This window comes from Paenibacillus cineris, assembly GCF_018333335.1.
Taxonomy (GTDB): domain Bacteria; phylum Bacillota; class Bacilli; order Paenibacillales; family Paenibacillaceae; genus Paenibacillus_AQ; species Paenibacillus_AQ favisporus.
This window is the reverse complement of sequence record NZ_BORU01000001.1, coordinates 3,553,344-3,580,194: the sequence shown is the minus strand read 5'-3', so window position 1 is coordinate 3,580,194 and position 26,851 is coordinate 3,553,344. Positions and strand designations below refer to the sequence as shown.

General features: G+C 53.9%; 22 protein-coding genes. 17 read left to right on the top strand and 5 right to left on the bottom strand.

The window, feature by feature from the left end:
- The first annotated feature begins 64 nt into the window (after positions 1-64).
- From KI379_RS16570 to KI379_RS16540, 7 genes are all read left to right on the top strand, one after another.
- Positions 65-1,339: an ABC transporter substrate-binding protein gene (locus KI379_RS16570; RefSeq protein ID WP_244879314.1), complete on the top strand. Its 1,275-nt coding sequence runs from the start codon at positions 65-67 to the stop codon at positions 1,337-1,339.
- Positions 1,340-1,402: 63 nt separating this feature from the next.
- Complete coding sequence (locus tag KI379_RS16565) at positions 1,403-2,290, top strand: carbohydrate ABC transporter permease (protein ID WP_116229893.1); 888 nt, start codon at positions 1,403-1,405, stop codon at positions 2,288-2,290.
- Between the two features lie 16 nt (positions 2,291-2,306).
- Positions 2,307-3,182, top strand: a complete 876-nt coding sequence (locus KI379_RS16560; protein ID WP_212984237.1) for a carbohydrate ABC transporter permease — start codon at positions 2,307-2,309, stop codon at positions 3,180-3,182.
- 250 nt (positions 3,183-3,432) lie between these two features.
- A complete protein-coding gene (gene thyA, locus KI379_RS16555) occupies positions 3,433-4,227 on the top strand; it encodes a thymidylate synthase (protein WP_076171348.1) in 795 nt (264 codons plus the stop codon).
- Between the two features lie 37 nt (positions 4,228-4,264).
- Positions 4,265-4,753, top strand: a complete 489-nt coding sequence (locus KI379_RS16550; RefSeq protein WP_076171350.1) for a dihydrofolate reductase — start codon at positions 4,265-4,267, stop codon at positions 4,751-4,753.
- A 278-nt stretch (positions 4,754-5,031) separates the two neighbouring features.
- Positions 5,032-6,519: a glutamate synthase subunit beta gene (locus KI379_RS16545; RefSeq protein ID WP_212984236.1), complete on the top strand. Its 1,488-nt coding sequence runs from the start codon at positions 5,032-5,034 to the stop codon at positions 6,517-6,519.
- A 113-nt stretch (positions 6,520-6,632) separates the two neighbouring features.
- Positions 6,633-7,076, top strand: a complete 444-nt coding sequence (locus KI379_RS16540) for a GNAT family N-acetyltransferase (RefSeq protein ID WP_212984235.1) — start codon at positions 6,633-6,635, stop codon at positions 7,074-7,076.
- Between the two features lie 122 nt (positions 7,077-7,198).
- Here the strand turns inward: KI379_RS16540 and KI379_RS16535 are convergent, their stop codons facing one another.
- Positions 7,199-7,984: a TioE family transcriptional regulator gene (locus KI379_RS16535; RefSeq protein WP_212984234.1), complete on the bottom strand. Its 786-nt coding sequence runs from the start codon at positions 7,982-7,984 to the stop codon at positions 7,199-7,201.
- A 214-nt stretch (positions 7,985-8,198) separates the two neighbouring features.
- Here KI379_RS16535 and KI379_RS16530 point away from each other — a divergent pair, with 214 nt between their 5' ends.
- The 3 genes from KI379_RS16530 to KI379_RS16520 all read left to right on the top strand — a co-directional run bounded on the left by KI379_RS16530 (position 8,199) and on the right by KI379_RS16520 (position 12,499).
- On the top strand, positions 8,199-9,170 hold the full coding sequence (locus KI379_RS16530) for an ATP-binding cassette domain-containing protein (protein WP_212984233.1): 972 nt from the start codon (positions 8,199-8,201) through the stop codon (positions 9,168-9,170).
- A complete protein-coding gene (locus KI379_RS16525) occupies positions 9,167-9,988 on the top strand; it encodes an ABC transporter permease (protein WP_212984232.1) in 822 nt (273 codons plus the stop codon). The genes KI379_RS16530 and KI379_RS16525 overlap by 4 nt, the downstream gene beginning before the upstream one ends.
- A gap of 249 nt (positions 9,989-10,237) precedes the next feature.
- Positions 10,238-12,499 carry a type IA DNA topoisomerase gene (locus KI379_RS16520; RefSeq protein WP_212984231.1) on the top strand — a complete coding sequence of 754 codons (2,262 nt, stop codon included), beginning with the start codon at positions 10,238-10,240 and terminating at the stop codon, positions 12,497-12,499.
- Between the two features lie 70 nt (positions 12,500-12,569).
- Here the strand turns inward: KI379_RS16520 and KI379_RS16515 are convergent, their stop codons facing one another.
- Positions 12,570-13,334: an HAD family hydrolase gene (locus tag KI379_RS16515; RefSeq protein ID WP_212984230.1), complete on the bottom strand. Its 765-nt coding sequence runs from the start codon at positions 13,332-13,334 to the stop codon at positions 12,570-12,572.
- A 13-nt stretch (positions 13,335-13,347) separates the two neighbouring features.
- Positions 13,348-14,265, bottom strand: a complete 918-nt coding sequence (locus tag KI379_RS16510; RefSeq protein WP_089547872.1) for an ArsR/SmtB family transcription factor — start codon at positions 14,263-14,265, stop codon at positions 13,348-13,350.
- Between the two features lie 121 nt (positions 14,266-14,386).
- Between KI379_RS16510 and KI379_RS16505 the strand changes: the two genes are divergently transcribed.
- The 5 genes from KI379_RS16505 (at position 14,387) to KI379_RS16485 (ending at position 19,929) form a co-directional block, all read left to right on the top strand.
- A complete protein-coding gene (locus tag KI379_RS16505; protein ID WP_212984229.1) occupies positions 14,387-15,574 on the top strand; it encodes an MFS transporter in 1,188 nt (395 codons plus the stop codon).
- A gap of 117 nt (positions 15,575-15,691) precedes the next feature.
- Positions 15,692-16,417: a phosphonate ABC transporter ATP-binding protein gene (locus KI379_RS16500; protein ID WP_076171370.1), complete on the top strand. Its 726-nt coding sequence runs from the start codon at positions 15,692-15,694 to the stop codon at positions 16,415-16,417.
- Positions 16,418-16,461: 44 nt separating this feature from the next.
- Entirely contained in the window at positions 16,462-17,793 is a 1,332-nt protein-coding gene (locus KI379_RS16495) for an FG-GAP repeat domain-containing protein (protein ID WP_212984228.1), read from the top strand.
- On the top strand, positions 17,786-18,484 hold the full coding sequence (locus KI379_RS16490; protein ID WP_076171376.1) for a response regulator transcription factor: 699 nt from the start codon (positions 17,786-17,788) through the stop codon (positions 18,482-18,484). The genes KI379_RS16495 and KI379_RS16490 overlap by 8 nt, the downstream gene beginning before the upstream one ends.
- On the top strand, positions 18,481-19,929 hold the full coding sequence (locus KI379_RS16485; RefSeq protein ID WP_076171378.1) for a sensor histidine kinase: 1,449 nt from the start codon (positions 18,481-18,483) through the stop codon (positions 19,927-19,929). Before KI379_RS16490 ends, KI379_RS16485 begins: the two co-directional genes overlap by 4 nt.
- Positions 19,930-20,001: 72 nt before the next feature.
- Here the strand turns inward: KI379_RS16485 and KI379_RS16480 are convergent, their stop codons facing one another.
- Positions 20,002-21,222 (bottom strand): glucose-1-phosphate adenylyltransferase, encoded by a 1,221-nt coding sequence (locus KI379_RS16480; RefSeq protein ID WP_212984227.1) that lies wholly within the window; start codon positions 21,220-21,222, stop codon positions 20,002-20,004.
- 196 nt (positions 21,223-21,418) lie between these two features.
- Between KI379_RS16480 and glgB the strand changes: the two genes are divergently transcribed.
- Both glgB and glgA read left to right on the top strand, forming a co-directional pair.
- Entirely contained in the window at positions 21,419-23,524 is a 2,106-nt protein-coding gene (glgB, locus tag KI379_RS16475) for a 1,4-alpha-glucan branching protein GlgB (protein WP_212984764.1), read from the top strand.
- Positions 23,525-23,536: 12 nt separating this feature from the next.
- Complete coding sequence (gene glgA / locus KI379_RS16470; protein WP_212984226.1) at positions 23,537-24,967, top strand: glycogen synthase GlgA; 1,431 nt, start codon at positions 23,537-23,539, stop codon at positions 24,965-24,967.
- A gap of 111 nt (positions 24,968-25,078) precedes the next feature.
- Here glgA and KI379_RS16465 read toward each other — a convergent pair whose 3' ends face one another.
- A complete protein-coding gene (locus tag KI379_RS16465; protein ID WP_212984225.1) occupies positions 25,079-26,827 on the bottom strand; it encodes an alpha-glycosidase in 1,749 nt (582 codons plus the stop codon).
- Between the last annotated feature and the right edge of the window lie 24 nt (positions 26,828-26,851).

Here is a 26,851-nt window from a genome sequence, read left to right as displayed (position 1 = left end):
AGGGGGGACTAGTTGTTATCCTGGGATTGACCAACATCAAGCGAAAAGCAAAGGACGGGTGCTCATGAGAAGAAATCATTGGGGATATACCTTTATGCTGAGTCTGCTGGGCTTGTCCATCCTGCTGGCCGGGTGTACGGTCTCGGGCAAAGGAACGGGCTCAAGCCAGGAAATAACCGTATGGAGCTTTACCGATGAGGCGAATTACGCCATTGACAAGTTTGAGAAGAAGTACCCCGGGGTCAAGGTGAACTTCGTCAACATCCCGGGCAACTTTTACATCACCAAGCTGAAATCCGCCTTGCAGACGGCTTCCAAGGCACCGGACGTGTTCATGCTCGAAAACGGGAATATCCGTGAGCTGATCGACGTTCCTTACCTGGAGAACCTGTCTGCGGCTCCGTACGATGCAAACAAGCTCATTCCGGAGCAGTATCCCTTCGTTCAAGCCAACGAAAAGGACTCTGAAGGGAACGTCAAGGCACTGGGTTACCAGGCGACACCTGGAGGCATTTATTACCGCCGGGACCTGGCCAAACAATATTTGGGCACAGACGATCCGGAGGAAGTCAGCAAGCAGATTGACTCCTGGGACAAAATTTTCGACATCGGCGAAAGGGTTGCCAAAGAAAGCGGAGGCAAAGTGCACGCCCTGGCGAATTGGAACGCCATTTCCGTCTCATACGAAGGCATTCCATGGGTTAAGGACAACAAGCTTGTCATCAACGAAGCTTACCTGAAGGTGCTCGATATGGTGAGGGAAGCCCGGCAGCGGCATGTGCTGGCCGAATTTGACGACGGGAGCGCCGGATATGCCGCTTCCATGCAAAAGGGCGAGGTGATGTTCTATCCGGGAGCGAGCTGGGCGCTGCAGTACACGTTTAAGGCGAATGCACCGGATACCTCGGGAAAATGGGGACTCGCGCACGGCCCGGCCTCATTCAGCTCTGGGGGAACGTATATCGCCATGTACAGCAAAAGCAAAAACAAGGATCTGGCGTGGAAATTTATCCACTTCTACAATTTCGATCACGAGTTTTTGACCGAGCTGGCCCATGACCAGGACTACTTTACGAGCAATCGGGTCGTGGACGACCAGCTGGCTCCGACGCTGACTTCTGCTTACCTGGGGAACCAGAAGCACTTCGAGTTCTTTTCCGAGGAAGCGAAAAACGTGCCCAGTTATCAGCGGACGCCTTTTGATACGGTGATCAACAATGACATTTACAAAAACGTGCTGCAGCTATACCTGAACAACAAGATGAAGACGAAGGAAGAAGCCATCCAAAGAATTAAACGGGACGTCAAGCTCAGGTACCCCGAGCTGGAGGTGGATTGACGCTTAGCGGCTGAACATTCGGCTGCGACAACGTTGGAACAACCTATACCAGGAGGTGCGTCCATGTTTGCCAAATCGATACGGAAGGACCATTACGGTTATTTTTTCATTGCACCGTTCTTTATCATCTTTCTGCTGTTCGGACTGTATCCGATTCTATACTCGCTGTATATCAGCTTTACGAACTGGGACGGGATCCGGACGCCGGAATTCGTGGGGCTGGGCAACTACATTGCGGTATTCCACGACCCGATATTTTACAAAACCTTTCTCAACACGCTGTTTATTTGGGGCGTGTCCGTCATCCCTCAGCTGACCGTTTCGCTTGTGCTCGCCTTTATATTAAACGAGAAGTTCGTCAAGGGAAGAAACATATTCCGAGCCGTCTACTTCTTCCCGCATATCGTCACCGCCGCTTCGCTGGGGCTGCTGGTAAGCCTGATTTTCGACTGGCAGTCGGGCGGGCTGAACCACTTTCTCGTCGAGAGCGGCATCATCCACGATCCGATCAACTGGAAGAACAACGCCTGGTTCATGCGGCTGATCGTGTCCTCGATTTTGTTCTTTCAATACTTCGGCTACTCCATGATCATTTATTTGGCCGGACTGCAGGGAATCGATCCTTCGCTGACCGAGGCCGCCCAAATCGACGGGGCCACGAAAAAGCATATTTTCCTGCACATCACGGTTCCGATGCTGAAACCGATCATTTTGTTCCAGGTCATCACCTCGATCATCGGCGGGATGCAGATCTTCGATCAGCCCTTCACCCTCACCAATGGCACGGGAGCGCCGGACCGCGCATCCATGACCAGCATCATGTACCTGTACAACGTCGCGTTTCAGAGCACGCGGTTTGGTTACGGAGCCGCCATCGCGTTTTGCCTGTTCATCATTATCATTCTGTTCTCCGTCCTGTCGTTTGTGCTGACGAACCGGAAGAAGGCTTGAGGAAGGAGTCGATAACATGGAAGCGATTAGACCGATCCGGCGGGAACTTCCGTATGCCGCCAAGCCCAAACGCCGCCTGTCCGCCGGCATGGTGCTGCTGTATATTTTTCTGATCGGGTTTGCCATCATCTGTATCATCCCGTTTTATCTCATGCTGATCTACTCCAGCCACAGCAATGCCGACATCGCCTCGTCGTTCATTTTTCTGCCGGGGAAGGATTTGTGGGCGAATTACAGCAACATGGCCGCAAAAATCAACATTTGGCGGGGATTTATGAACAGCTTTTTCATTGCGGGGTCCACGACGGTGCTGTCCCTGTACATCGGGGCGCTGACGGCTTACGGCTTCGCCAAATTCCGGTTTAAAGGCAACAAGCAGCTGTTCTTCGCTCTTCTGGCCACGATGATGGTGCCCGGGCAGCTGGCCCTGATCGGAGTATACCGGCTGTTCAGCACATTCGGCCTGCTCGACAGCTACGCGGCTATCATTCTGCCGGCGGCGGCGAACGCCTTTAACGTCTTTTTCATCAAGCAGTTTATCGACGGAAGCGTTCCGGACGAAATCATCGAATCGTCGCGGGTCGACGGTGCGGGCGAGTTCCGGACGTTCAACCAGATCATCCTGCCGATTCTGGGTCCTGCGGTTTCCGCACTCGGCATTTTTACGTTCATCGGCTCCTGGAACAACTTCCTCGGCCCGCTCGTCCTGTTCTTCTCGCAGAGCAAATATCCGCTGCCGGTTCTGGTCGCGCTCGTGCAGGGTTATTACGGGATGGACTACGGCCTGTTGTACCTGGGTGTGGCAATTTCCATCGTGCCGATCATCATCGTGTTTGCGGTCTTTTCCAAGCAGATCATCGGGAGCGTGGCGATTGGAGCCGTTAAAGGGTAACGCTGCATCTGTCATACGAAAAATCTCGAGATGATGTAACGGCAACAAGGCTTTGGCATGGGACGGTTCTTGGGGGAAGACCCCGGGAACCGTTTTTTGCAGTTAGTCCCGGTATGCGTTAAGCGGGCGGATTCTGGTCATTGGGGATGGACTTTTTTAGGTGTTTATCAACCATGCCCCCACATGGTAAACTAGAATATACACAATCAAGAGATATATAGACATTCGGCATGGAGAGGAAGGATACAAAGTGCGAAACTATTTGGAGCTGCTGCAGGACATACTGGAACACGGTACCCCCAAGGAGGACCGGACCGGAACCGGCACGATTTCCGTCTTCGGACGACAGCTGCGGTTCGATCTGTCCCAGGGCTTCCCGCTCGTGACGACGAAGCGCATCCATTTGAAATCGGTCGTCCATGAGCTGCTGTGGTTTTTGAGCGGCGATACGAATATCCGGTACCTGAAAGAAAACGGTGTTTCCATATGGGACGAGTGGGCTGACGAGAACGGGGATTTGGGACCGGTGTACGGCTCTCAGTGGCGGAACTGGGAGGCACCGGACGGCACCCATATCGACCAGATTGCGAATGTGATCGAATCGATCAAGCGGAATCCGGATTCCCGCAGACATATCGTCAGCGCATGGAACGTGGCGGAGATTGAGAACATGAAGCTTCCTCCTTGCCATTTCGTATTCCAATTCTATGTGGCCGGGGGCAAATTGTCCTGCATGCTGACGATGCGTTCGGTCGACACGTTCCTCGGACTGCCGTTTAATATTGCCAGCTACGCGCTGCTAACGCACATGGTAGCCCAGCAATGCGGGCTCGAAGTCGGCGAATTCATCTGGTCCGGCGGCGATGTGCATATTTATTCAAACCATTTGGAACAGGTCAAAACCCAGCTGGAGCGCGAGCCATTCGAGCTGCCTCAGCTTGTGATCAAACGGAAGCCCGAATCGATTTTTGACTATAAGTTCGAGGATTTCGAGTTCGTGAATTATCAGCATCATCCAGGCATTAAGGCGCCGGTCGCCATCTAGCCGGCTTTCATTTTATGTTGAAGGGGGCTTTTTGACCATGACAATGACGTTTATCTGGGCCATGGGCTCAAACGGAGTAATAGGGCGGGACAACAAGCTTCCTTGGCGGCTTCCGCGGGATATGGCTTTTTTCAAGGAAAAGACGATGGGCAAAACGGTCCTCATGGGCCGCAAAACGTGGGAATCCTTCGGCGGTAAGCCGCTGCCTGGACGCGACAACGTCGTCCTGACCCGCGATCCGGATTACGAGGCACCGGGAGCCCAAATCATTCATACGATAGAAGAAGCGGTTGAGCTCGGCAAGAATAAAGAGATCATGGTGATCGGAGGAGCCGAAATTTACTATAAGCTGCTTCCGGTAGCGGACTGCCTGATCGTCACCCGGATCGACGAGACGTTTGAAGGCGACACCTACTTCCCTGAAGTAGACTTCGGGGACTGGATTCTGCAAGAAGAGATCGAAGGGATCACGGATGAGAAAAACCCGTATTCCTACCGTTTCTGCACCTATATCCGCAAAAGTTAACCGAAATTCATGTTATCATGACATGTGATCTCGATGTGAAATAGTACAAATAATTATGCGGATAATCCATTTAATATTCAAAGTTTCAAATGATACTATAATTGAAATATCTATGTAGAATGAACTTGAGCGTATGATGCTCTAACACGAAAGCTGCGCCGTGGTCAGGGGATAATACATGCACAGGCTCGGGTTCAATCTATCTACGTGTCGTTAATGTGATAGATAGGAAGTAACTTTCAACAAGATAGAAAAGAACGGATGGGGGAAAATGCGTCATGTCAACACCAACAGGCTTTATGGAGTACAGCCGCCAGCTTCCGGCGGATCGCGATCCTGCAGAGCGGATTAAGGATTGGGAAGAGTTCCATAAACATATGTCCGAAGAAGAACTGCGCACCCAGGGCGCACGCTGTATGGATTGCGGAACACCTTACTGTCATACGGGAATCGATATGGCTGGAGGCACCTCGGGCTGCCCGGTCAACAATTTGATTCCGGAATGGAACAACCTCATCTACCGCGGCTTGTGGAGAGAAGCGCTGGAGCGCCTGCATAAAACGAACAACTTTCCGGAGTTCACCGGCCGGATTTGTCCTGCTCCATGCGAAGGCTCTTGTACCGTCGGCCTGATCGGCCAGCCGGTAACGATCAAGACGATCGAGCAGGCCATTATTGATAAAGGATTTGAAGAAGGATGGGTTGTGCCGAACCCACCGGAGAAACGTACAGGCAAACGCGTGGCGGTCGTGGGCTCGGGCCCGGCAGGACTGGCCGCGGCAGCACAGCTGAACAAAGCGGGCCACAGCGTGACGGTGTACGAGCGTGCGGACCGCATCGGCGGCCTGCTGATGTACGGCATCCCGTCGATGAAGCTCGACAAATCCGTCGTTCAGCGCCGTGTGGACCTGCTCGCAGCGGAAGGCATCCAGTTTGTTACGAACACCGAAATCGGCAAGGACATTCCTGCACAGCAGCTCGTTGACGACTACGATGCAGTCGTGTTGTGCGGCGGAGCCACCAAACCGCGCGAATTCAACATTGAAGGCAGCGATCTGAACGGGGTTCATTATGCCATGACGTATTTGAACGGTACGATCAAGAGCTTCCTGGACTCGGGTCTTGCCGACGGGAACTACATTTCGGCAGAAGGGAAAGACGTCATCGTGATCGGCGGCGGCGACACCGGTTCGGACTGCGTCGCAACAGCGCTTCGTCATGGCTGTGCAAGCGTAACGCAGTTTGGCACGCATGAGAAGGCGCCGCTGGAGCGCGATCCGATCAACAACCCTTGGCCGCAGTTCCCGAACGTATACACACTGGATTACGCTCAGGAAGAAGCGAAAGCGGTCTTCGGCAGCGATCCGCGCGAATTTTCCATCATGACTACCAAATTTGTGGGTGATGACGAAGGAAACCTCCAAGAACTGCACACCGTTCAAATTCAGCGCATGGTGGACGAAACCGGGCGTAAAATCTACCAGCCGATTCCGGGAACGGAGCGGGTATTCAAAGCGCAAATGGCGCTGATCGCCATCGGTTTCGACGGACCGGAGCAGACGATTACCGAACAGCTCGGACTTGAAACGGACCGCCGCTCGAACGTAAAGGCGCGGAAGGGTAAATACAACACAAACGTGGACAAAGTTTTCGCAGCCGGCGACATGCGCCGCGGCCAAAGCTTGGTCGTATGGGCCATCAACGAAGGCCGCGAAGCTGCCCGTGAAGTGGACAAATATTTGATGGGTTCGACAGTGCTGGTATAAGATCGTCGGCTTATAATCCGGGTATGATAGGACAGCAGCTCCGCATTGTTGGCGGGGCTGCTGTTTTTTCTGTATCAGGTCAAATACCGATGTAAGTTAGGAGGCAGCAATCGATGGGACAAATAACGGCTTATCTGGAAGAGGATCATGATTATTTGGTAGAGTTGTGGTACCGGGCGGTTCGTGAGACGCATGCTTTTTTAACTGAGGCAGATATCGCGTTTTACCGACGGATTGTAGACGAGCAGGCGCTGAAGCACGTGGAGGTGTGGGTGGAAAAGGATGACAGCGGCGTCCCCTTGGGCTTCATCGGGCTGGACGGCAGTATGGTGGAAATGCTGTTCGTCGATCCCGACCGGCATGGACAAGGCATCGGCACCCGTTTACTCCGGTATGCGGAGCAGCTGAAGGGAAGCCGGCTGCGGGTCGACGTCAACGAGCAGAACGACGGGGCATACGCATTTTATCAGCGGTATGGATTTATACGGACGGGACGGTCCGAGCTGGACGGCTCCGGATGGCCGTTCCCGCTCCTGCATTTGGAGCTGAAACGGTAAACGGGCAGGCTCAACCTGCCTCTTTAAAAACATCAAGCTCTCCTAAGGTCAGGGATTATCAAATCGGGAGCTGCTGATACATATGTAAGTTAATAAATGCATCCGAAGCGAGGGCTCCCTTTTCATGGAGCTTCGCCGGGTGCTTTTTCCGCTTTGGCTTTTTGGAAGTAATCAAACCACAAGCCTTTAATGTATTCTACCGGATCGATCAGTCCTTCTTCGATGCACAGCTCGACCAGCAAGTGAACCCCGAAGAACTGCCGCCGGTTTCGGTCATGGATACTCGATAACGCCTCCAGCGTCACCTTCTTCGCTTTTTCAACGCTGTGCTGCTCGACGCCATGCACAATTTCTTTCATGTTTTCCAGCACATAAACCGTCTTCCTTAATGTGCGAATCAGCAAAATTTGCCGGACATGCGTGGGGGTAAACAGCCTGTACCCGTTTTCGGGATCCCGTTCCGGCTGGATCAGCCCTTCTTTTTCCCAATGCCGGATCGCCGAGGGCTGCACATCCGTAAGCTCAGCTGCTTCGCCGATCGTCATGCGGCCCTTCAATCGTTTGCCCGAGACAAGCGGCAGTTCGGGATTTTGGAGTAAAGCCAGGGTCTGTTCGGCAACCGTTTTTTCATGCTGCAGACGAGCCTGCTCCTGATTGACGAGCCAGAAGGCTCCGTCCATGTCACGCTGTTGAATCAAGCGAAGCACTTCAGAGGAAATCCCGACCCCGAATCCTGAAAACATAGCCCGCAGGCAGCGGAAATAAGCCAGGTGCAGCTGGGTGTACAGGCGGTAGCCGTTATCCGACCGCTCCGGCTCGGGGACTACCCCCCAAGATTCATAATGGCGCAGGGCGCTTGTGCTGATATACAATTCCCTGGCGATTTCGATCGGCTTATAATAACGCATTTTCCTTTCCCCCTTTTGCGCTTGGACGATTTTCACTCCCCCCAAGGATAACATGCCGGCAAACACTGCACAAAAAGCTTTAAGTGACATGATAATGTTCCGTCACAGAGTTACTGTGAATTCCAGTAAAAATTTAAGCCAGCTTTCCCATTTGCATGAGTGTTATAAAATTTGGGTGTAAGTTGAATTTCAAGCGCTAGGTAGGAGGTAGAACATGAAACAAGAAGCAGCCGTTGACGTGCGCGGGCTAAAGAAAGCTTACGGCAAGGAGGATGTTCTGAAGGGATTGGACCTGCGGGTTGAGCAGGGAACCGTGTACGGCGTACTCGGCCCCAACGGGGCAGGCAAGACGACGCTGATCGGCATTTTGTCCACGCTGCTCGCACCGGATTCCGGTTCGGTCCGGATCTTTGGACTCGACGTCGTGCGGGAAGCCGATGCCGTGCGCCGAAGGATCGGGCTCACCGGACAATTCGCCGCGGTGGACGAGGGGATGAGCGGCCGCGATAATTTGGTCCTCTTCGGCAGGCTGGCGGGTTATTCCGCCAAAACGGCCAAAGTGCGGGCCGAACAGCTGCTGGATGCATTTGGCCTGACCGATGCGGCCAGGCGTTCGGCCGGAAAGTATTCGGGGGGCATGCGGAGGAGGCTGGATATTGCCGCGGCGATGCTCGTCGCCCCGGACCTTCTGTTTTTGGACGAACCGACGACCGGTCTGGATCCGCGGAGCCGCAGCGAAGTGTGGGATATCGTGCGCGCTTTGGTGGACCATGGCACAACCGTGGTGTTGACGACCCAGTATCTGGAGGAAGCGGACCAGCTTGCGGACCGCGTGGCAGTGATCGGCGAGGGCGCCGTCATCGCCGAAGGAACGCCCGCCGAACTAAAGGCTTCCATCGGCTCAGGCTCGATTCAAATCCGGCTGGCCGACCCGAAGCAGCGGGGAGAAGCCGAGCAGGTCCTGCGGCGCGTGCTTCAAACAGAAGCCAGGCTTCATGCGAATCCCGCCGAACTGTCGGCTCAAGTCTCCGATCCGCGGCAGGCTGCACTGGCGCTGACGGAACTCAGTGAGGCAGGTATTTATACGCACCAATATTCGCTTGGAGAGCCTAGTCTTGATGAGGTTTTTCTCACGCTGACCGGCAGGAGCGCTCAAGCAGAACCTTTGAAGGAGGAGAACCGATGAGCGAACCACAGTCCAGAATGCTGGCCGCCCTGAACCTGAGGGAGCGTCCGCCGCGGCCGAGCGCGCCGCAGGCGGTATGGACCTTTATTTGGCGCTCATGGCGGAAAACGAGCGGCAATGCGGCTTATTTAGCGATCGATTCGATCATTTTCCCGGCGGTCTTTCTGCTGATCTTTACGTATTTGTTCGGCGGCGCCATCTCCGGATCAACGGGAAATTACCTGCAGTATCTGCTGCCGGGCATGATGGTGTATACCGTCACCACCATGACGGTGTACATCGGCATCAATCTCAAAACAGATATCGAACGCGGTGTCTTCAACCGATTCCGAACGCTTCCGTTCTGGCAGCCCGCTGCGATCATCGGCACGATGGCCATCAACCTCATCTCCTTCGCCGTGGGACTCATCACGACGTTAGGGCTCGGAATGCTGCTCGGATTCCGCCCGGAAGCGGGATTGCCTGGAGTGCTCCTGTCCATGCTGCTCGTCATGCTTTATGCTTTCAGTTTCAGCTGGATCTTTGCCTGCCTGGGACTGATCGTACGGAAAACCGAATCGCTCACGACGATGTCCTATCTCGTGTTGTATCCACTCATGTTTACGAGCAACGTGTTTGCCGATACGTCCACCATGCCGGATTGGCTGGGTCCGGTCGTTGCTTACAACCCCGTCAGCCTGGCTTCTTCATCGGCCCGGGCATTGATGCACGGTACGGCGGATACAGCTGCCCTGACCGCCGCGCTGATAAGCTTGGGATGTATCATTGCCGTGTTTATGCCGCTTGCATTTCAGCTTTACCGCAAAAAAAGCAAGTGACTGAAACCAAAGAAGACATCGTCAGGGACTGGCAACGCTTTGGTTGTAACCCTCCTTGATCCTTGGAGCGGGAAGCCCCGCCGCTAAGAGATGACTCTCCAAAGGCTTTCCCGCTTGCATTGAAAAACGGGCCTCCCGTATGCTATCATAATTTAGAGTCAATTCTATCAGAACGTGGAAGTTATCCATGAATAAACCGGCCGGGAGCAGCTATTCTCGGCCTTTTTCCATGCGGGGAGCGAATGATTGTTGAAAACTCTAGTCATAGCAGAAAAACCGGATATGGGGCGCAACATTGCCGCGGTCATTGAGCCGAGGGCGAAGAATGCCCGTTCCTATCTGGAGGGGGAGCAGTATATCATTACCTGGGCCATCGGACATCTCGTCGGATTGGCAGAGCCGGATGCCTATGATGACCGGTACAAGAAATGGAACTTTCGTGATCTGCCGATCATGCCCGACCAATTCAAAATCGTGCCGCATTATAAAACGAAAGACCAGCTGAAAACGATCGGGGAGCTGGCAAAACGCTGCGACCGGATCGTTAATGCCTGCGACGCGGGGCGGGAGGGGCAGTACATCTTTGCGCTGATTCAGCAGCAGCTGAAGCTGAAGCAGCCCGTCCGGCGGCTGTGGATTTCGGACCTGACCGCGGAAAGCATCGCCCAGGGCTTCAGGGAGCTGCGCGCCGCCGAGGAGTTCGAAAATTTGACGCAGGCCGCCAGGGCCCGCAGCGAGGCCGACTGGCTTATCGGCATGAACGCGACCCGGGCGTTTACGACCAAGCATAACACCCTGCTGTCCGTCGGACGGGTTCAGACGCCCGTACTGGCGCTCATTTATGACCGGCAGAAGGAAATCGAGTCGTTTGAATCGCTGACGTATTACGAGGTCAAGGCTCATTTTCGCCAAGAGGCGCTGGAGTACACGGGAACGTGGCAGGGAGACCGGCTGATCTCCAAGGAGAAGGCCGAGGCGATTGCCGCCAGGGTCAAAGGGAAGGAAGGCAAAATCGCCAAATACGAAGTCAAAGATACGAAGGAGTATCCTTTTAAGCTGTATGACCTGACGCTGCTGCAGCGGGACGCAAACGCCAAGTTCGGCTTCTCTGCCAAGAAGACGCTGGACATCGCGCAGGCATTGTATGAACGGCATAAAGTGATTTCATATCCGCGGACCAACTCGAATTACGTCAATGAGCAAAATATTGAAGGGATGCATAAGGCGCTGCATATGCTGAAATCCACTTCATATAAGGAACAGGCTGAAGGGGCCAACGCATCCCTGGTACACAAGAACAACAAGGCGATCTGCAATCCGGAGAAGGTCGAGGATCACCATGCCATCCTGCCGACGCTTAAGCGGCCCGGCCAGCTGGGCAAGGAGGAACAGCAGTTGTACGACCTGATCATTCTGCGGTTTTTGTCCCAGTTCTATCCGCCCGCCTTGTACAAGCAGCATACAGTCCTGACCGAAGTAGAGGGGGACCTGTTCAAAACGAACGTGAAAGAGCTGCTGTCGCTGGGATGGAAGGTGCTGATGCCGAGCACTGATAAGAGCGGGAAGAAAACGAAATCCGCAAAGCAGGAGGAAGAGGAAGAAAATCTGGAGTGGAATGACCGGGCTTTCGATCTGGATCCCGAGAAGCCGGTGAAATGCGGCAAGAGCGAAGCAAAAGAGAAAGCTACGCAGCCGCCGAAGAGCTATACGGAGGGCACCCTGCTGAAGGCGATGGAAAGCGCGGGCCGGACGATTGAAAACGACGAGCTGCGGGACGCGATGAAGGACAGCGGTCTCGGCACGCCGGCCACCCGGGCGGCGACGATCGAACGGCTGAAGAAGGTCGGATATATCGCTATGCAGGGCAAAAAGATCACGATTACCCAGAAGGGCAGGACGGCGGTCGAGCTCATTCGCCAGGCAGGCGTCGAGCTGCTGACTTCTCCCGAGATGACCGGGCAGTGGGAGCGGCGTCTGCATCAAATATCCAAGGGCGAGGCAGCCTCGGTTAAATTTATGGACAATGTCCGCAAATTTACCGTCTCCATCATCGAGAAGGTTGGTGTCCAGCAGGCGGCGCCGTCTTCGCTCTTCGGTACCGAACAGGAGCAGGGCCGGGGGAAGCTGCGCTCAAGATCGGCAGCAGGGAAGGGCAAGCGGGGGACAGGGACCGCTTCGCGAACGGCCCGCACGGAAACAGCCGCTGCTGCCGCGCCCCCCGCACCGCCGGGGGAACGGCTGACACATGGGCCATGTCCTCGGCCAGGCTGCCACGGCCAGATAATCGAAGGTAAAAAGGGTTACGGCTGTACCGCATTCAAAGACGGCTGCGGATTTGTGATCTGGAAGGAGTTCTCCGGCAAAAAAATCAGCGCCAACATGCTGAAATCGCTGCTGGCTTCCGGCCGTACGCAGCTGCTGTCCTTCAGCGGAACCGGGGGACCGTATAAAGCGCGGATCGTGCTGCAGGATCGAAGTTCCGGTAAACTGAGCATCGAGCGTTCGACTTAAATCAAACCAAAAAGAACGGACCCTGGCGGGCCCGCTCTTTTTTTTGCCTTTTTTTATCGAGGCGGCACATTCACTGTCTCAAGGCGTTTGCGGAAGCTACAATGCTCTTGCTGTGGATAACCTCGGGAACTTCCTCGATGCTTGTGACCGTGTAAAGGGAGCTGTCCGGCTTCTTCTGCAGCTCCACCATGTTATAAATCCATTCGTTCTGCTGTTTGATATAGATGCTGTGGATTCCTGCCGATAATGCCGGCATCACATCGGTGCGCAGGGAGTTGCCGATCATCCAGGTGGAAGGACGGTAGAAGCCGCCCTGCTTCAGGATGTTCTCCAGCGTCGCTTCGTTTTTGTGCTGCGTAATGTAGATCCGGTCGTCAAAGTACTGGCTCAGCTTCATCTGGTCAATCTTCCGCTGTTGTATCGCCGTTTCTCCGCCAGTGTACAGGTACAGATGATGTCCCTGTGATTTCAGCGAATCCAGCGTCTCTACCATGCCCGGATAGGGCTCCACTTCCTGCTCGTACACGCTCAGGCCGAGCTCCATCAGCTGTTTTTCTTCGTCCGGCTGAACGGGGCGGTTAAACTTGCGGCTGAAGAAGCGGTATGTTTCGATCAGCGATTTGGGGAAGATGCCGCTGCTGAAGCCAGCTTGGCTGACGGCCGCAACGTCGATTTCGATCTGCTTGCTGCGAATCTCTTCTGTCTTGATCTGGTGGGGCTCAAACCATTGTTGTACCCATTCAAAAAACTCCCCGAGGACGATGCCGAAATACTTGTTGCAGTGGATCAGCGTGTCATCCAGATCGAACAGAATATGCTGCTCAGGTGCTTTCACGTTAGGTCACTCCTTAAAGACGGATGTAGGACTCCAGAAACATCTGAAGCTCCGCCGCTCCGTCCGGACGAATGCTGAATTTCTCGGTGTTGTAGGAACCCAAATGGATGCGCAGCAGACCCGCTACCCTGAGGATCATCAAATGGTGCTTAAGCAGCTCCTGGGTCTGGTTCAGATCCCGCATCATATCGTCCAGGGAACGCGGCTTCTCCGCCGCATACCGCAGCAGGCGCAGCCGCTTAGGATCAGCCAGCGCATGCGTCATGCGCAGCAGGCAGGTCGGCGGCTCATCCTCCTGTTCTTCAGGGACGTCAACAGGATACTGGATCAGCATCATTTTCCGGTAAAAGCAGTAAGCGTTGATCGGGCGGTTGTGCACGGTCGGGAATAACACGATGGTTTCCAGCCCGGGAACATCTTCAACCACCAGTCCGCCGGAAGCGTACTCTACCAGGCTTTGAGGCTCCATCTTGGTCAGCAGCATGCGCTTCTCCTCCGCATCCTCTTCGATCAGCGGAATAATGGCGGGTTCCTCATGCTTGAAATAATGCTCATACCATAACTCGAGCAGCGGTGTATATGAATCACGAATTCGTTCAGCTTCCTTTACGGTTAAAGAAGGCAGGTAAGGGGAGGCGGCTTGGTACAGCACCTCTGCCGGCGTTTCATGCAGGCAATCCAAAAAGGCGCGGACGGTATCGCCGTTTGCGCGGTGAATCGCCCAGGCATACAGCACGTCGTAATCGTCGAATGGCCAAGCTGCGGCCGGGCCTAAGGCGGACGTCACTTCAGGTGGAAGCTTGCCGCTCACTTCACCGATCCATTCGGGCCCGATGTCGAGGTTGCGAATCCATTTCTTCGAAATGTACACCATAAAGCTGCTAAGCAGCTCGTAAATCGGTGAAACGTCAACCTTTACTTCATAGTTCATGAAACCAATAACCTCCTATGAAATCTGTGCGCTCATTCCATTATGGCTTGTTGATAGCAGGGTTGTCCACTATAATGTTCAGGGAGTTTGAACGGATTTGCACTCAAGGAGGATATTTTCATTGTCAACACAGAACGACAGCAATCGCGGATTATCTATTCATTACCTCATTCTGATCATCGTGATCGTTGGAGCAGGGCTCAGTCAGGGGCTGCTGCTGCCGGTCCTGTCCATATTTTTGGAGCAAATGGGCGTATCGTCTTCCGTCAACGGATTAAACGCAGCCGCCCTGTACGTCGGATCGTTCGCCATGACGCTTGTCGCCGAGCGGACGCTGGGCGCGCTTGGCTTTAAGAAGCTGGTGAGCGCCGGCCTCGTGCTCGTGCTCGTCTCCGTCATATTGTTTCCGCTTGTGCCGAGCGTGAAAGTGTGGTTTGTCTTAAGGCTGCTCGTCGGCATCGGAGACAGCGCCGTTCATTATGCTGCCCAATTATGGGTGCTGATGGTCACGCCGGCCGAATACCGGGGCCGAAACCTCTCGCTGTACGGCATGTCGTATGGCCTGGGATTCAGCTTCGGGCCGCTGGGTATCCAGCTCCTGAAGTATGGAAATGCGGTCCCCTTCATCGTGCTGGCGCTGCTGATGCTGCTCGTGCTTGTGCTGGTCTGGGCGAAGCTGCCCGATTTCCGCCCGGAGCGGACGGAAGGGGAGGCGCAGCCTCCGCGGCGCTTCCGCCGTAGCTATGCACTCGCCTGGTACGCCCTTCTACCCGCACTGCTGTACGGGTACATGGAAGCCGGGATTAACAGCAATTTTCCGGTCTACGGGCTAAGAACAGGGATGGGCGAGTCCCAGATCGCGTTCCTGCTTCCGTTCATCGGCATCGGCGGATTGATTCTGCAGCTGCCGCTCGGCATGCTGAGCGACCGCTTCGGCCGCAAAAACGTGCTTATCGCCTGCGGCCTCATCGGCGGCGCCGCTTTTATAGCCGTGCCGCTGGCAGGAACGGCGACAGCCTGGCTCGTTCTGCTCCTGTGCGTGGCGGGGGGCATGGTCGGCTCGTTTTTTTCGCTGGGCCTGGCCTACGCGGCGGATATTCTCCCGAAGGCGCTGCTTCCCGCAGCGAATGTCGTCGCATCCTTTCATTTTAATATAGGCAGCATCGCCGGGCCGAACATCGGGGGGATCCTGATGCAGTATGGGTGGAACGGAGGCGTGTTCGTTGTGATGGGCCTCGCCTTCGCCTTATTCGGCGCCGTCGGCACCGCCTTTCGGACTTCGGGTGGACGCAGTCAGGAGCCGCTATAGAATAGTTTTTCCCAAAAGGTTCAATAATGTGCGAAAACTCTATATAATCGATATAATAGAAACGTATTGTTCAAAGCCAAGAAGAGATAGAGATCACAGGACAAGAGGAGAAATGTCATGATACGAATTCAGCATTTAACCAAGTCAGTCGGTGTGGACAGAATTCCGATACTCAAAGGGGTATCCCTCGATATCCAGAAGGGCGAGCTTATCGCCGTTGTCGGTGCCAGTGGAAGCGGCAAGAGCATGCTGCTGCGGTGCCTGGCGCTGAAGGAAAAATGGGACGGAGGGACGTTTGTCATCGACGGCCAGGATGTGCTGAAGGAACCTCTCGGCGGAAAACGAAAAATTAGACGCGAATGGGCATACTTAGAGCAGAATCCCCAGCTCTATCCGAACCGGACCGGCCTGAAGAACGTGCTGATCGGCCAAGCCAGTCAGACGCCGCTTTGGCGCATGGTGACGGGGATGGTCCGCTCGGACGATTATATGGGCGCGATGGACGTCATCGAGCAGATGGGTCTCTTGGATAAAGCCCGTATGAAGGCGGGAACGCTGAGCGGCGGTGAAAAGCAGCGCATCGCCATCGCAAGAGCTTTGGTTCATGGGGCCAAGGTTATTCTCGCCGATGAGCCGGTGGTCGGGTTGGACCCGAAATCGGCGGAAAGCGTCATGGAAACGCTGAAAAATCTGTGCGAGGAGGAGCGCGTCACCGTCATTTCCGTGCTTCCGATTGAGCTCGCCGAGAAATTTGCCACCCGTATCGTCGGGCTGTCTGGCGGGGAGGTCGCATTCGACATCCGCGGCCGCCGTCTGACGATGAGGGAAAAAAATATGATTTAGACTTTGCGCCCGCTTGCGGGCTTGGTATAGAAAAGAGTGATGCAATGCATTTGTTGAAGACAAACTGGATACGTGCTGCAGCTGCGGTCCTGCTGACGTTTGTGCTGGGCGGCTGCACATTTATCAGCGACCCGGTCAGCTTGATGAAGACGCCGATGCTGTCTGCGGATAAAGAGACGCTGAGCTCGATCATCCACGCGCAGCTTCCCGATGGAGCGGATCTCATCCGCTCGAGGGAAGAAACCGACACCAACCTGATCCATTTCGTCGATCTGGACGGAGACAAGGTCAATGAAGCGGTCGTATTCTACGAAACACCGGATCAGCAGGTGGTCATCCACTGCATGATTTTCAAGCTGGTCAACGGAACGTGGACGAAGGTAACATCTTTCGACGGAGAGGGCAGGGTACTGGAATCTCTTCAGTTCAAGGACCTGAACAATGACGGCAAGCCGGATATTATCGCCGGATATTCCAGAAGGGACGAAAACCCTGTGAACCGTTTGTACGTCTATACGTATACGGAGGGCAGCATCAAGAAAGACCTGATGCAGGATTACACCAATTTCGTCATTATGGACCTGAACGGGGACAAAAAGAACGACCTGACGATTATTAGCCTGAAGCAGAATGATCAGGCTTTTGTGGCGACATACCAGTATGAAGAAGGCAGCTATGTCGAAATTGACAAGCTGGATATGGATCCGTACGTTTCGAATTATTACAATATTGTCGCAGGTAATGTCTATAAGGATCCAGAAGGTAGAGCCAAGGAAGGCATTGTGATCGACACCTCGATCGGCGGGGGAGACGCCTCTTATTCCAACATCATCGTGATGGAGGACGGGAAGCTGAAGTCCGTGTTCGGAGGCAATCAGGACACCACATTCAAGGATCTGCCGGTCAAGAGCGGCGACGTGAACAATGACGGGATCATCGAAATCGGATCCGTAGAGCCGCCGATCGGCTGGAACTATTTCAAGCCCGATGAAATTCCGAACTTCTTCGTATATTCGCAGTGGGACGGCAAACAAGGACTAAAATTCGTCGCCGAGCAATATCGTGATTTACAGAACGGCTTCGAGCTGGGCTTCTTCCCGCCGGAGTGGCATAACAAGGTGACGGTGGACACCAAGTCCATCAAGAACCAGTATTTGCGCTTCGTGATGGTCGATACCGGCAAAACGGTGGCCGAGATCAAATTTTTCACCCTGGCCGAGTGGGATAAACAGCATGATGAATGGAAGTACCTGTACCGGACTAACGACAAGGTGATCGGCTACAAGAAATACGGGGACTTTGATATCGATAACAGCAAAAAGCAGCTGAAGAACGAGGTACCCCCGATTGAAAGGAAGGAAAAGATCAGTGAGTAAAGTTTTAATTTTGGAAGACGAGGATTCCATCCGCAGTTTTATTGTGATCAACTTGAAACGCAACGGCTTCGATGTGCTGGAGGCGGCAAACGGGAACGAGGCGCTCGATAAACTGACGTCCAATCCCGATATCGATATCGCACTGCTGGACGTTATGGTTCCGGGGATCGACGGTTTTGAGGTATGCCGCCGTATCCGGGAAACGAACGAACGGATCGGTATTATCTTTTTGACAGCGAAAGTGCAGGAGCAGGACAAGGTGTACGCTCTGTCCGTCGGCGCGGACGACCATGTGAGCAAGCCGTTCAGTCCGACCGAACTCATCGCACGGATTCAATCGCTGCTGCGCCGGGTGAACGTTCACCGCGAAACGACGGCGAAGGTCAGCTTTCACTCCGGTCCGTTCAGCCTGGACCTGATCTCCAAGCAGTTCAAGAAGAACGGGCATGCGATCGAACTGACGCCGACGGAATTTTCGCTGATCCAATTTTTCCTCGAAAAAGAAAATACGCCTCTCAGCAGGGACGTACTGCTCGATCATGTATGGGGCAAAGAATATATGGGCGATCCTAAAATCGTGGACGTGAATATCCGCCGTCTCCGCCAAAAAATCGAGGAGAATCCGTCGGACCCCGAATTTTTACAGACCGTATGGGGCCACGGTTATAAATGGAAGGGTCAGGGACAATGATCAAGAAAGGCATACGCAGGCAGATTGTCCTGCACTACTTTATCGTAGTGTTCTCGGCACTTCTGCTGGCGGAAGTCATTTTTTTATTAGCCATAAGAACGTATTACTATGACAGCATTTATAGTCATATTAAAAACCATATCGACAATGTGGAGGATTATTATTACCAGCGGATCAACCCGGGACTTGACGGGAACCGCGACCTGGCTTCCATGCTGACCTACTACGATCTGAACTCGGCCAACGTGCAAATTCTGGATACCCAGGGCAACGTGCTGATCAACTCTTCCGAGTTTCAGCCCGATATGTCTGTGAAGACGGCCGATATATCCCAGGCGCTGTCCGGCAACGTTGGCCGCTGGGTCGGGCGTCAGGCCAGCACCGGTGAAAATGTCATGGCCGTGTCGAAGCTTGAGCAGAGCAGCGGGCAGGATGGCTATATCGTCCGTTATGTCACCTCGCTGGAAACGGTCAACGATAAATTGTTTAATCTAACCATGCTGGCCACGGGCGTAGGAGCGGCTGTCCTTGCCATCGTGCTCGTATTCAGTATGGGTCTTGCCAACTCAATCGTGCAGCCGCTGAACACGATTACGGCCGTCTCCGCCGAGATGGCCCGCGGCAAGTTCAACCAGCGGATCAAGGGCGACTACAAGTACGAGCTTGGCGAGCTGGCATCCACGCTGAACTATATGGCCCAGGAGATCGTCCGGAGCAATCAGGTCAAGGACGATTTCATTTCGTCGATTTCGCACGAGCTGCGGACGCCGCTGACGAGTATTAAAGGGTGGAGCGAAACGATCAATTCGGGAGGCTATGACCCCGAGGAGACCCGGATCGGCATGGAGATCATTACGAAGGAGACCGAGCGCCTGATCGGCCTCGTTGAGGAAATCCTCGACTTCTCCAAGCTGCAGCAGAATGAGATGAAGATTGCGATTGGCCGGGTCGATATCAAAGAGCTGCTCCAGGAAATCATGCTGAACCTGTGGACGAAGGCGGAGAGCAGGCAAATCGAGCTCCGGCTGAAGTCCGAGGACCGACCGCTCGTGGCCGGAGACGCGAACCGCTTGAAGCAGGTGTTCCTGAACCTGGTGGACAATGCGATCAAATTTTCGCATGAGCATTCGGCAATTGATCTGGTCGTGTACTTCGAAGGCGACAATGTCGTAACCGAAGTGAGGGATACGGGAATCGGGATCAGCGAGGATCACTTGGTCAAAGTGCGCGACCGGTTCTTTCAGGTGGATCCGCTCAACGGCGGCACCGGTCTTGGGCTAGCCATCTCCCAGCAGCTGGTTGAGCTTCATAAAGGAATTTTGCTCATCCAGAGCACGTTGGGGGAGGGGACGACGATCGTCGTGTCCCTGCCTCGGCTGCCGGAGAATACCGCTCAAACGGACGGTGCACCCGAGCTTCCTCCCGCAGACGAGAAACTTTCATGAAGTCCATACACATCAAAGAGCGAACTCCCGGAAAAAAAGGGGTTCGCTCTTTGTATATTCACACATATTGTATTAAGAGGATAAGCCTTCGGCACGCAGGCGTCCGGTTTTCTCGTATACATCCTGCAGCAGTCGGGAAGGCTGGGTACGAATGCTTGGTTTCGGCAAAACGGTTTCGTAAGGGCCGACTACCGTTACCTGACCCGGCGTTCCTTTGATGACCGCGCCGTCTTTAATGATCGCTCCTTCGCCAATAATGGCATGCTCGATCTGCACGTTGCGTCCGATCCGGACGTTCGGCATCACGACACTGTCCTTAATCTCGGACATTTTGCCGACTTCGACACCACAGAACATGACGGATTGATGTGCTATGCCGTCCAACGTGCACGTTTCGGAGATCAGGCAGTTGGTCGCCATCACGCTGCGGTTCCGTGTCGATCCGAGCTTCGTACGCCATGGACGGGTGTACATTGGCCATTCACTGTTATGCAGCTTCCAGTCCAGATCGTCGGACAAGAGGTCCATGTGTGCTTCCCAAAGGCTGGCAACAGTACCGACATCTCTCCAATACCCGTCAAAGCGGTACGCGAACAGCTCATCCTGATCCGCCAGCATCTTCGGAATAATATCCTTGCCGAAGTCATGGCTTGAGGCATCATTTGCGGCGTCCTCCATCAAATGTCTGCGGAGGTACTCCCATTCAAACAAATAGATGCCCATGGAAGCCAGGTTACTTTCGGGTTCAGCCGGTTTCTCGGCAAAGTCCGAGATACGAAGCGATTCGTCCACGCTCATGACCCCGAAACGGCTGGCTTCCTCCCAAGGCACCTCCATGACAGAGATGGTGGCTTTGGCGCCGTTCTTTTGGTGAAATTGAAGCATTTGTTTATAATCCATGTGGTAAATATGGTCACCGGACAAAACCAGTACGTGCTCCGGTTGGTGACGGTCAATATATTCGATATTTTTATAAATGGCATCAGCAGTTCCCAAATATTCAGAAGATCCTGTGTTGTAAGAAGGCAGCAGGGTGATTCCGTCCTCTCCATTTTTTTGGAGGCCCCATGGTTCGCCTTCCCCGATATGCAGATGAAGCGATTCTGCCTCGTACTGCGTCAGCACACCGATGGTGTCAATGCCTGAGTTTACGCAGTTACTGAGAGGAAAATCGATAATACGGTAACGGCCGCCGAACGGAACAGCGGGCTTTGCCAGTTTCGATGTCAGAGGTGATAATCTGCGCCCTTCACCTCCGGCAAGCAACATGGCGATGCATTCTTTTCTCTTCATGTCGTTTCCTCCCATTCAAAATTGTCAATGTAGTACATAAATAAACGACTATCGCCCATCTGAAACGATTATATTGAAATATCACTGAAAAATTACAATTTTATCTTTCAGCGGTCATTTTTATTTTCATTTTGGCTACAATGGGGTAATGGTTTACATGCACTATATTCCTAAAGCAGGTGATCATTTGGAGAACATGAATAAGGCGCCGGGTCAGCCGCTGTCCGCGGAAGACATCTATTTGTTTCATGAAGGGACCTCCTATCACAGTCACAGGATGTTGGGCGCTCATCCTGCTGTGGAAGAAGGCGAGGAAGGCGTCCGGTTCACCGTCTGGGCGCCCCATGCCCAGGCTGTAGGCTTGGCGGCAGACTGGAACAACTGGAACGGAGAAAAGGATTCGTTATATAAGATACCCGATTCAGGCTTTTGGACTCGCTTTTTCCCCGGAATCCGTTCAGGTACTTTTTACAAATATGACATGACCGGACCTGGCGGAGAACGGTTCCTGAAGGCCGATCCTTATGCGTTTCAGTCGGAGCTTCGCCCGGCCACCGCATCGGTGGTCACAGATCTTGCCGGATATGTATGGAATGACGGCCCCTGGCGTAGAAAGAGAAAAGCACCTTACCGCAAGCCGCTGAATATATATGAGATCCATTTCGGTACGTGGCGGCAGAAAGAGGACGGGACTTTTTATACATACCGGGAAATGGCTGATCTTCTTATTCCATATTTGAAGGAAATGCATTATACCCATGTCGAGTTTATGCCGCTTGCGGAGCATCCATACGATTTATCTTGGGGATATCAGGGAACGGGCTATTTCGCCGTGACGAGCCGCTATGGGACGCCGCATGACTTTATGTATTTGGTGGACGCCCTGCACCAGGCCGATATCGGCGTCATCCTGGACTGGGTGCCATCCCATTTCGCCAAGGACGCCCACGGACTCCGCCGGTTTGACGGGACGCCGCTGTTTGAATACAGCGATGCCTATAAGGCTGAAAAACCCGGCTGGGGCACGCTCAGCTTCGACTTCGGCAAACCGGAGGTCCGCTCGTTTCTGATTTCCAACGCGTTGTTCTGGCTGGATATGTTCCACATTGACGGGCTTCGGGTCGACGCGGTCACCAGCATGCTGCGGCTTGATTTCGAGAAGCAGGAAGGACAGTTCCAGCGCAACGAAAACGGTGGTCTCGAGAACACCGAGGCGATTGCTTTCCTGCAGCAGCTGAACACCGTGGTGTTCAGCTATTTCCCAAATGCGCTGATGATGGCCGAAGAATCCAGCGCTTGGCCCGGGGTTACCGCACCCGTGCACGAAGGCGGGCTGGGCTTTAATTACAAATGGAACATGGGCTGGATGAACGACACGCTGGATTATGTAGAAACGCCGTTTGACCAGCGGCCCGGGCGTCATCATCTGCTGACATTCCCGATTGCTTATGCTTATTCTGAGAATTATGCGCTGCCTTTATCCCATGATGAAGTTGTTCACGGCAAAAAATCGCTGCTCAGCAAAATGCCCGGGGATTACGGGCAGAAGTTCGCCGGGCTTCGGCTGCTGCTTGGATACCAGATGACCCATCCCGGGAAAAAGCTGCTGTTCATGGGCGGGGAGTTTGGCCAGTTTATCGAATGGAAGGACCAGGAGCAGCTCGACTGGCTGCTGCTGGACTACGAGAGCCACCGCAGCATGCAGCGGTATACCGCGGAATTAAACCGGCTGTATCTGAACGAACCAGCGCTGTGGGAGCGGGATCATGAGCTTGAAGGGTACCAATGGATCACGCCGCATGACAACACGCAAAGCGTCATTTCGTACCTCAGAAAAGGGAAGAAAGCCGGTGACACCCTTGTCGTCATTATTAATTTTCAACCGGTGCGGCGAGAGCATTACCGGATCGGGATTGCCAAGTCCGGCACGTACGTGCCTGTGTTCTGCAGCGAGGATTCCCGATATGGTGGAAGCGGCGAGTTTAGCGCCGAACCCGTGCAGACGGAGAAGATCCCTTGGCATGAACAAACCTGCAGTCTGGAATTAACGCTGCCGCCGCTCAGTATGCTGATATATAAAAGGGAGCAGCCTCGTACGAAAAAAGCGGTTCCGGGTAAAGAGAGTAAGCCAAGCAAGCGAAGTGCCGCGGCAAGGTCCGGCAAATCCGGTGAATCCAGCCGTGTGTCGGCGTCCAAAGGCAAGGAAGGGTTAGAAATGCCTACTGCAGAGACAAAGAAAAGATCGGGCAGAGGCACCGGAAGGAAACCGGTGACGGAAGACGGCCCGCGGATCAATGAATAGGAGGCAGGAGAGATGAAAGTCATATTTGCAGCAGCGGAATCGACACCGTTTATTAAAACAGGGGGACTTGCCGATGTAATCGGCGCCCTGCCCAAAGCGCTCAAACGAAGCGGCGCGGATGTGCAGGTCATTTTGCCCAAACATAAAGGGATACCACGGCAATTTAAAGATGAAATGCAGCATCTCACGGAAATAAAAGTGCCGGTCGGCTGGAGAAATCAATACTGCGGTATCGAAAAGCTCGTGTACGACGGCATTCCCGTATATTTTCTCGATAACGAATACTATTTCGGACGGGACGGCGTGTACGGATACATGGACGACGGCGAACGCTTTGCCTTTTTCAACCGGGCCGTGCTTGAAGTGCTTCCGCTGATCGGTTCCGAGCCGGACGTGCTCCACTGCCATGACTGGCATACGGCGCTTATTCCGGTGCTGCTGCAGGCGCACTACCGCCATAACGAGTACTACCAGCACATCCGTACCGTGTTTACGATACATAATTTGCTGTACCAGGGAATTTATCCTTACGAGGTACTTGGCGAACTGCTGGAGCTGGGACACCAATATTTTACGCCGGAAGGCCTTGAGTTTTACGGAAACGTCAACTTTATGAAAGGCGGGATCGTCTACGCCGATCACGTGACGACGGTGAGTCCGACCTATGCCAAGGAGATTCAGACGGCCCACTACGGATATGGGCTGGAAGGGCTGCTGTATTCGCTCGGTGACCGGCTTAGCGGGATCGTAAACGGTGTGGATACGAAGAGCTACAATCCCGCTAACGATGCGAGCCTCTACGTAAAATACCGGTCGAACCTGGCGAAAAAGAGGGAAAACAAAGCGGGGCTCCAGCAGGAGCTCGGCTTGCCGGTTAAGCCGGACGTGCCGCTCATCGCGATGGTGACCCGGCTGGTCGAGTCCAAGGGACTGGATCTCGTGACGCGGGTGCTGGACGAAATGCTGGATCACGACGACTTCCAGTTCGTCTTGCTCGGCACGGGCGACTCCGCCTACGAGCATTGGTTCCGCGAAGCGGCAGGGCGGCATCCGGACAACATGTCGGCGCAGATTACGTTCAGCGACGCCCTGTCACGCAAAATATATGCGGGCAGCGACATGTTCCTCATGCCGTCGAAGTTCGAGCCATGCGGCATCAGCCAGCTGCTGGCACTGCGGTACGGCAGCATCCCGATCGTTCGCGAGACCGGGGGGCTGAACGACACCGTGCAGTCTTACAACGAGTTTACGGGCGAGGGCAACGGTTTCAGCTTTACGGCGTTCAACGCCCACGATATGATGCATACGATCCGCCGTGCAGCTTCGTTTTACCAACAGCCGGAGCATTGGAGCAAAATCGTCAAGAACGCCTTTGCCGGGGATTACAGCTGGAACATGTCCGCCAAGGAGTATATGGACATTTATGAACGCGTCACCGTTTGAGCAACGGAGCTGGTACAAGCCGGCTCCGTGGTAATATCCACAGCCGCTAAGAATCCATTTGGAAAAAGCCTTCCGGAACTCCGGAAGGCTTTTCGTTATGAAGAAACCGATTTATTTGGTGAGGTTTCGGTACAAAATCCGGTACCCGTAAGGGTCCAGACTGACGTTCATCGTTCCGTTCTGGGTAGGCACCTTGTCGCCCGACAAGGCGTCCTTCCAGTCGTTCGTAACCATCGGGTGGGATAGCACTTGCGGTTTGTCGGTGTTGTTCATCCAGATGGTGAAATGAACCCGGCTGTCCATGCGCTCGTAAATGATGTTGGGATTACCCGGTTCCGCCTTCAAAAAGCGGAAGCGGCCTTCGCGAAGCGCCTTGTTTTTTTTGCGCAGACCGATGAGCAGCTTGTAAAAATCGTACAGCTCGCGGTCCTGCTTCTTCGGATCCCACTCCATGCATTTACGGCAGTCCGGATCGCCGCCTCCGGTGAGGCCCACCTCATCGCCGTAGAAGATGCATGGCGTCCCCATGAACGTGAACAGGAAGACGACCGCCAGCTTCATCCGGCGCTTGTCGTTGCCGACGCGCGTCAAGAGCCGCGGTGTATCATGGCTGCACAGCATGTTGAACACCACTTCGTTCGTCTGCTGCGGATAGCGCATCAGGATGGTGCCCATTTTGTTGGCGAACGTCAGTCCGTCCATGCCTCCGTTGAAAAACTCCAGCACCTTGTCAGCAAAAGGGTAGTTCATGACAGAGTCGAACTGGTCTCCGACCAGCCAGGCCAAGGAATCGCTCCACACTTCCCCGACGATATATGCGTCCGGATTGGCGTTTTTGACGACCATGCGGAAGTCCCGCCAAAAATGGTGATCGACCTCGTTCGCCACGTCCAGCCTCCAGCCGTCCAGTTTGATTTCCTTGATCCAGTACTCGGCAACGTCCAGCAAATACTGCTTCACCTCGGGATTGGCCGTGTTGAACTTTGGCATATTGCCGAAGAAGCCGAACGTGTCATACGTGGCGATCCCGTTCTCAACCCGTGCCGGAAACTGGTTGATATGAAACCAATCGGCATATTTGGACTTTTCCCCATGCTTAAGGACGTCCTGGAACGGTGGAAACTGTTCGCTGCAGTGGTTGAACACGGCATCGAGCATGACGCGGATCCCTTTGCTGTGACAGGCTTCCACGACCTGCTTGAGCAGCTCGTTATCCCCAAAATGCGGATCAACCTGCTTATAATCGACGATGTCGTATTTATGGTTCGACGGCGACGTGAACAAAGGTGTGAAATATATCGCATTGATGCCCAGATCGAGCAGGTCGTCCAAATGATCCAGGACGCCCTGCAGGTCGCCGCCGAAGAAATTGTCTGTTGTCGGCTGTCCTCCCCAAGACTGTGTCCCTTTCGGATCATTGCTTGGATCCCCGTTTGCAAAACGTTCCGGCATAATTTGGTAAAAAATAGCATCCTTTGCCCAATCCGGCACCTTAAATACGTCGATCTCATGTATGTAAGAAAATTCGTAATAGCCGCCCGTCGGCGCCGGACAATTTCGGTACAGCCCGTTGTCGAGCATGTAAATCGTTTCCTTGCCGGAAGTGATCCGGAACGCATAGCTAAGACGCTTGTATTTAGGCAGTACGGCAGCTTCCCAATAATCGAACATATCGTCGGTCGCGGCTTTTTCCATCGTAATTTCAAAATAGGTCGAATCCCAGTCGTATTTGTCTCCGGTCATCGCAACTACCGTATCCACGTCGTTTCGTTTGGTGCGGACACGCAGATGTATCGTCTTCGGATCGTATGCATAGGCCCATTTGTCCCGGGGGACATGGTATAAAGCTTCCAGCAGCATGACTACACCTCCACTAAATATCTA